We start from the raw sequence: 7,346 nt of genomic DNA on the forward strand, positions 1-7,346 counted from the left end.
GTCAAAGGGGAAACTCGCACGGGCGTTGATATTCATGTGGATTTTTCAACCTTTCGACCATAGGAAATATGCGGATGAATGTGCAATTGATGAAAACCATTATAAAGGGTATTTTGGGGGGTGGCGTGTTGGTTTTGGCGCTGTTGGGTTCTGCAAACAGTCAGGCTCAGACAACCGGAAAAATCTCCGGAACGATTCGTTCGGCAAAAGATCGCACCCCCCTGCCGGGCGCCGATGTGATCATTGAAAGGACTGTTCTGGGAGCCAGCGCTTCCCGGACGGGAAGATTTCTCATCGAAAAGGTTCCGGCCGGAGTCTATTCGCTGCGGATTTCAATGATGGGCTACAAAACAGCGCGGATTAAATCCGTAAAGGTATTTTCCGGAAAAACCACGCGGGTGGATATTCTCCTGCGGGAGGATGTGGTCCAAATGGACCCCGTGGTGGTGATTGCGAGCAAACAAGCCCAGGAGCTGCTGAAATCACCGGTAAGCGTGGCCGTGATTCAGTCCAAAGAGATTGTACGCCGCGGTGTGGTGGATGTGATGGGTGCCGTCAGCGAAATTCCCGGAGCGCTGTTTGTGGGGAATCAGGTGAATCTTCGGGGATCGTCCGGATTTTCCTACGGGGCGGGCACGCGCGTGATGTTTTTGATTGATGGCGTCCCGGTGCACGCCAGCGATTCCGGTGAAATCAATTGGGATTTGGTCCCTTTAATTGACATCGACCACATTGAGGTGATCAAGGCAGCCGGTTCCTTCCTGTATGGCGGAAATGCACTGGGAGGGGTGATTAACATCATTACAAAAAAGCCCACACCCCAAACCCGCGTGGCGTATCGCGTCAACTGGGGTGTGTACGACCGGCCGGCCTACAAACAGTGGGAGTGGACCAGCCGAAACCGCTACTACGACGAGCGGGGATTGCATTACAATCGTCAGGATTTAAGCTTCAGCAAACGGGTGGGGAAATTGGGCATTCGCCTCACGGCCAGCCGGTACGTTTCCACCGGTTACATGATGGTCGGCTTTTTTCACCGAATGACCTTCACCGGTAAATTTCATTTCGCATTTACACCCAATACGGACCTTACGGTGTTCAGCACCTACATGCGGGACAATCGGGGCGAGCCGGTCATGTGGCGGGATCAGGCGCACGTTTTTTTGCCAATGGATGCTGAAATGGAAACCAACCGCATTCACATAAAAAACGGGACGATGTACGCAAAACTGCGGCATGTCTTTTCTCCGAAATTTACCGGAAGCTTCCGAATCTCATTAAATGATGTTTTGTTGGGGAATCAATACAACCGGCCCGGGGAATTTTTCCCGGCCGTGGGTCCGGGGATGGAAGCATCATTTGATTGGATTCCCGCCGAGAAACACGCTTTTTTATTCGGAGTGGAATACAAGATTGATCAGGGGAAAAACAAATGGATTGGTGAACACAAGGGCGTGAATATCGGCCCGTACGTTCAATATCAGTGGCAGCCGATACCCTTGGTCAAAGTAACATCCGGTCTGCGTCTGGATTCGTACAAACTGGATCAGCGAAAAACGGAGATCCAGCTCAGCCCGCGTCTGGCCGTCAATCTGCTTCCGTCGGCGAATGTGGCTTTTCGCGCGTCTGTGGGCAGGGGATACCGCGTTCCCACGATTATGGAGCGTTTCCTGACCCTCAGTTTAGCCGGATTTGAAGTGATGCCCAACCCTGAGCTGAAAGCCGAGCGCTCGTGGTCAACCGAAATGGGTGTGCGCAGTAACCTGACATCCAACTGGTATGTTGACCTTGCGGTTTTTCAAAACGATTTTTGGGACATGATTGAACCGACCATTGATATAACGTCCAATTCAATCCAGTTCTTGAATATCAGCCGGCCCCGCATCCGGGGGGTGGAATTTACCAGCGAAGGGCGTTGGTGGCACAATCACCTGGGGCTGGATGTCAGCTTCACGCTGATGGACCACAAAGACCTGGTTACGGGAAAGCGCCTGTTTTATCGGCCCCGAAGAATAGCGACGGTTATTCCCTCGCTGCGTTTTTGGAAGAGTGAATTACAGGTGGAGTTCGACTATTCCAGCCGGGTCGATCGGGTGCAGGTTTTCCCGCTGGACGAGCGGGTGCCCCGAAAGGTCTGGAATATCCGCTGGGTTCAGCGTATCCCTCGTAAAAAACTGACATTTGTGTTTGAGGTTAACAATTTATTCAACTACAATTACACCATGCGGGAGCGGTATCTGGAACCCATTCGCAATTTCAGACTGGGAATGACCGGGTATTTCTGAACCGCTTCGGAGGTTTGAATGATCCCTTTTGGAGAGCATTCAAATTGCGTAGGGAAAAACGACCGTTGTTTGACAGGTGAAAGTTCGTGCTCATTTGTGGGCAATTTATTAGGGGGATATTTAAACATTTCAGGGAGGAAAATATGAAAAAAACGGTTTTTATCTGGATCGTGATTGTACTGTTTTTTGGCATAAATCAGGCGTATTCTCAGCCCAAAGTGGGTGAGATTCTGGGAAGCCGGGGGAAAGGTGTGGTGATTAAACTGGGGCAGAAGGATCACATTCAAAATAATCAAGTATTTGATATTTATCGGGATGTCATCAAAAACGGAAAGCGAAAGCGGATAAAAATCGGTCGTGTTCTGGTGATTAAGGCGTATGAAAACATTTCCGTGGCAAAGATTCAGTCGCTCAAAAAAGGAATTGTTATTCGGAAGGGAGATATTGCCGTGCGTGTTCCTCCCTCCTTTTTTTCGGATTATTTCGCAAAGGGAAACCTGCAATTTTCCGGGAGTGTGGGCATGGCCAAATTGTATTTAACGGATTTTAACCGATCGTTTGTAGCCTACGCCTCGCAAAATCTGGTCAATGCAAAAGAGAAGAAAATTCACTCGGGAACCCTTTTTCGGGGACGATTAAAAGCAAGGCTGCCTCATCGACTCACGGCCATTCTGGAGGGGGAGTACCTCTCCACGTCAACGGCTCTGAATGCTGTGAATCAAAACCGGGTGGCCGTGGCCCTCAAGCGCGTTCTGGAAACCTGGAGCGGGAGCGTAGGCCTGGCGTACAGTTTGTGGCAGACGCAACGCTGGGAGCTCTTTACCGGCGCAAAAGTCGGGCTTCTGAAAAGCGATATTAAATTCCTCAACGCTTTTGGCAACGGATCGTACAGAAACAGCTATTTTGAAGAATGGAACACCAGCTCCGGACTTTTTGCCGGACTGTCTTACTCCCCCACACATCTGTTTTCCGTAACCCTCGAAGGCGGTTACGACGCTCGAAATCTCGGGCACCTTTCCGGCTATTCGTACCAAAATGGCGTGAAACTGGAACATGTGATTGCCCGGGCGCCCGACAACCACGCCATTACAACCGATCTCTCCGGATTTTCAACGACACTCGGCATGAGTGTCCGATTCTGAAAAATTCACAGTCCCCGGCACGTTCGATGTGCCGGGGAAGTGTGAGGTTTTGACTTCTTACTTGAATCTTCCCGTAATTTTTTGTACTTTTAATCAATCCGTTTTTACGAATCATGAACCCTCATTCAGGCACATTTTAATGATTAAACTTCGCTTAACCTTTGGCGAAAAAGCGGTTCCCGGTTTCCTGACAAAAGAGAATCCACACCAATTTGTGGAATTGTACGAGCTTTTCGGATTCCCGGAACACGTAACTTTTTGGGCGCCCGCTTCCCTTCCGGAAGACGTCATCAACCCCTTCGAAGCAGCCTTTCGGGAAAAAGGGAAACAGGTGAAACGCGTTCGGGTTGCGGTTCCGGTCATTTCCGACCTGGCAAGTTTAACACCCATTTTGGGCCGGTTGGAACCCGGTACCTCCCTTTCCGACCAGTCGATTATTCTTTTCGGCGGAGAGCGGCTTTTTAATGTTGTTGACTATTTATTCAGTTTGCTGAAAAGCAGACCGCATATTTTTCATTTACCCACGACACTGTCTGCTCAGGCGGAATTCCCCTTTTTACAACATTCTTTTTTATTCGATGGAGCTGTTCCCAACCGCTTTAAACCGCAGGGTGTGTTCCGGGAAATGGTCTGGGTCGATGTTCACACGTTGCAGTTTTTGCCTGAGCCGGCCTACCAAATGGGACTGCTGACCCTCGTTCGGTTGGCCACGCTTCTGGATCGACAGCTTTTTGTTTTTCTGGAAGAAAACGTGCCGCAGCTCCTTTCCAGAGATTCCGATACGCTTTTACAGGTTCTTTATAAGATTTACCAGATCAAAAAGAGCGTTCTGTTTCCCACGGAATTTCATCAAATCCTGGAACGATTTTTTACGGAGCCCCTCATTAGTTTTTGCGGCGTGCTGGGTACGCAGTGTCCCGATTTTTCTCCCCGTCAGCTTTACCTGTGGGATATTCTCTGGCGCTGGCACTACAGCCTGGAGATTGGCAAGGGGGATGCCATGGATTTCCGGCGGCTGCGGGCGCTCTTAAAATCCCTGAAATTATCCGTGCGTGTTTCTCCGGAAATAGAGTCGTGTTTAAAAAGAGTAACGGATTTCCCCGGGGAGGCATTGCCTAAAGAAGTCGTTTTACCGCGAGCTTTTGGAAAAGTAACCCTTCAAGTCGATTTCGATCGGGCGTTGTTCCGCCAATCGCTTGAGGCGGTGGGGCGGATTTTTACGAAAGCCTGATCGGCCTAAGAAGAAGATCGGGCAGGACTAATTCGTGATCATTTGAGAAATTCGTGGGTAAAAAATCTTTTCAGAATGGACTTCTTTAGGCTTTCTCATAATTCTTAAAGGAAATCGATGGAAACGTCATTAGTAGGCAGTTTAAAGCGTTTAGCCAAACATTCGGTCATTTACGGAATCGGGCATATTGTAACCCGCTCTATTGGCTTTCTTTTGCTCCCCTTGTACACCAACTATCTGCCGACAGACGAGTACGGGCGTGCCGCGCTGATCTTCACATTTTTGGCGGTCATGAATGTGTTTTACAGCTACGGCATGGATGTCGCGTTTTTGCGCTACTACGTGCTGCAGGAGGATCGGGATGCCCGAAAACGCTTGTTTTCAACGGCTTACACCTCTGTAGCGCTGGTGGCCCTTTTCTGGACCCTTCTCATTGAACTTTCACCGGAGGCTATTTCAAAAATCGTGTTCGGAGGGCGCTCCTTCCCCGAACTGATCATCCTTTCGGGGGGAATTTTGCTCTTCGATGCCCTTTCCGTGATTCCCTTTATTTTGCTGCGCGCCGAAGAAAAATCCATCCAGTTCACGGGCTTGAAACTCATAAATGTGGTCATAAATCTTTCGGCAAATGTTTATTTAATCGTTTATTTGCACCGAGGCGTCGAGGGAATTTTTCAGGCGCAGGTCATTACCTCGTTTTTAACCTTCCTTCTGGTTTTGCCGATTATCCTGAAAACGTACCGCTTTAATTTCCTCTGGCAGACGGAATCCCTTCTTCTGAAATTTGGACTGCCGTACATTCCTTCCGGCCTGTCTGTGATTATCATGGATTTGATCGATCGCATCATTCTCGATCGGAAACTGGGAGATGCGATCACCGGAATTTATTCGGCGGGTTACAAATTGGGGATGATTATGGCACTTTTTGTGGCGGCGTTTCGATTTGCCTGGCACCCGTTTTTCCTCTCCACGTCCAAACAGGACAATGCAAAGGCTGTTTTTTCAAAGGTGTTAACATATTTCTCGCTCGGCGGAACCTTTGTGTTTTTAACGATTGCCCTTTTTATCAACGAAATTGTCCGAATTCGGATTTTGGGAAAAACCATTTTTGGGGAACAGTACTGGGGCAGTACGATTATTGTGCCCGTGATTATGCTCTCGTACCTGCTCTACGGTATTTACGTCAACTTTCTGGTGGGAATTTACCTGAAAAAGAAAACCTCTTACCTGCCCCTGGTGACGGGTTCCGGTGCGGTTGTGAATATCGGATTGAATCTGCTCCTCATTCCCGTCATCGGGATGATGGGGTCGGCCTGGGCCACATTCGGTGCCTATTTTGTGATGGCAGTTCTGCTGTACCTGATTGCTCAAAGATCCTATTTTATTTCCTACGAGTGGCTGCGTTTGGCAAAAATCGCCCTGGCCGGAGGGATCCTTTTTTTCCTGCCCCGTTGGTTTGCCGTGTTTCAGCCGGTGGGATTTCGACTGTTACTTTTGGCAGGATTTCCGCTCCTGTTGGCCCTTCAGGGCTTCTTTACACAGTCGGAATGGAAATCCCTGAAAAAAATTGTGGTAAGAAATTAGAAGCTTTCTGAAAGCAATCCTGTTTTTGATTCGGTCAAATTTAAGCGATTTAAATGAAAATAGAGTCCTGTTTTTGGGATCGCGAATGCGCGAATAATTAGTTAGACGGATAAAAAATGTCCACACGAATTGATGAAAAGCGGTTAAGACACTTTTACGAAGAGGTGGGGGAAAAGTATCCGGAAGAGGAAATTGTGTATCACACCCTGCGGGGAAAACTCCGGAAGAAATTTGTTATGAATTTTGTCCGGCAGGCTCAGGGGCGTTTCCTGGATGCGGGCTGCAACACGGGAATTTACCTCCGGGAATACCAGAACGGCGATGCCATTGGCGTGGATCTGGCGCATTCGGTTTTGAAAAAAGCCCGGGAGCGCCTGTACAGGAATCATTCGAATCGTGTTTTTTTTGTGGTGGGAAGCGCCGAGAATCTTTTCTTTCTGAAAAGGCATTCCATCGATTCCTACCTCTGCTCGGAGGTTCTGGAACACGTCTTTCATCCGCAGGCCGTTTTTGACGGAATCGCACACGTGCTTCGGCCGGGCGGCCGCGCGCTGGTCACCACACCGAACTATCGCAAAAATAAGCCTCAATGGATTGAAACAGGAGAGTTGAAAAAATTTCAAATTGACGGAGATGAGTATTTTCACACGGCCTACCGTCCGGAAGAAATGGCAGCGATGGCCGAGAAAGCCGGATTGCGCGTGCTGGAGCAGGGAACCCTGGAGTGGGAAATCAAGTACGCGACCAAAATTCCCGTATTGATTCTGTGGAGCATTCGCTGGTTGAACCGGCATCTTTTCAATCATCCGAGAATAGAATCCTGGAATTTGAGCCTGTTTGAAAAATTGTCCAATCTGTTTTATGCGGTTGGGCATTTCACCCGGCTGGAAAAAATCGTTCGCTTTATGATAAAAGAAGGCGTGCGGTCCTATGTTGTTTTGACAAAAGAGTGAGTATTTTTTTTCACGTAAACTACAAATGTTCAACCCACTTCGTGGGTTTAATTTTTGCAGTAACTGTCAGTGGTGTTGTATGGAATGAATCTCTTACCCAAACGATTTTTTTTAAAAGAGCACACAAAATGAAAAAAGAAATAATTGACGT

5 protein-coding genes are annotated in these 7,346 nt (G+C 48.5%); all 5 read left to right on the forward strand.

Annotation, left to right across the window (positions count from 1 at the left end; all coding sequences use genetic code 11):
* Window positions 1–89 precede the first annotated feature (89 nt).
* Complete coding sequence (locus tag GXO76_11990; GenBank protein ID NOY78580.1) at window positions 90–2,285, forward strand: TonB-dependent receptor; 2,196 nt, start codon at window positions 90–92, stop codon at window positions 2,283–2,285.
* Window positions 2,286–2,428: 143 nt separating this feature from the next.
* Complete coding sequence (locus tag GXO76_11995; GenBank protein ID NOY78581.1) at window positions 2,429–3,427, forward strand: hypothetical protein; 999 nt, start codon at window positions 2,429–2,431, stop codon at window positions 3,425–3,427.
* A 139-nt stretch (window positions 3,428–3,566) separates the two neighbouring features.
* Complete coding sequence (locus tag GXO76_12000; GenBank protein ID NOY78582.1) at window positions 3,567–4,658, forward strand: 3-dehydroquinate synthase; 1,092 nt, start codon at window positions 3,567–3,569, stop codon at window positions 4,656–4,658.
* A 117-nt stretch (window positions 4,659–4,775) separates the two neighbouring features.
* A complete protein-coding gene (locus GXO76_12005) occupies window positions 4,776–6,242 on the forward strand; it encodes an oligosaccharide flippase family protein (protein NOY78583.1) in 1,467 nt (488 codons plus the stop codon).
* Window positions 6,243–6,358: 116 nt separating this feature from the next.
* Window positions 6,359–7,195: a methyltransferase domain-containing protein gene (locus GXO76_12010; protein ID NOY78584.1), complete on the forward strand. Its 837-nt coding sequence runs from the start codon at window positions 6,359–6,361 to the stop codon at window positions 7,193–7,195.
* Window positions 7,196–7,346 lie beyond the last annotated feature (151 nt).

It is taken from the genome of Calditrichota bacterium (assembly GCA_013151735.1).
GTDB lineage: Bacteria > Zhuqueibacterota > JdFR-76 > JdFR-76 > BMS3Abin05 > BMS3Abin05.

What these genes read in the sequence shown, in the direction of transcription:
- GXO76_12010 (NOY78584.1), top strand. Translation starts at nt 6,359, where the DNA reads ATGTCCACACGAATTGATGAAAAGCGGTTAAGACACTTTTACGAAGAG.
- GXO76_11990 (NOY78580.1), top strand. Translation starts at nt 90, where the DNA reads ATGAAAACCATTATAAAGGGTATTTTGGGGGGTGGCGTGTTGGTTTTG.
- GXO76_11995 (NOY78581.1), top strand. Translation starts at nt 2,429, where the DNA reads ATGAAAAAAACGGTTTTTATCTGGATCGTGATTGTACTGTTTTTTGGC.
- GXO76_12005 (NOY78583.1), top strand. Translation starts at nt 4,776, where the DNA reads ATGGAAACGTCATTAGTAGGCAGTTTAAAGCGTTTAGCCAAACATTCG.
- GXO76_12000 (NOY78582.1), top strand. Translation starts at nt 3,567, where the DNA reads ATGATTAAACTTCGCTTAACCTTTGGCGAAAAAGCGGTTCCCGGTTTC.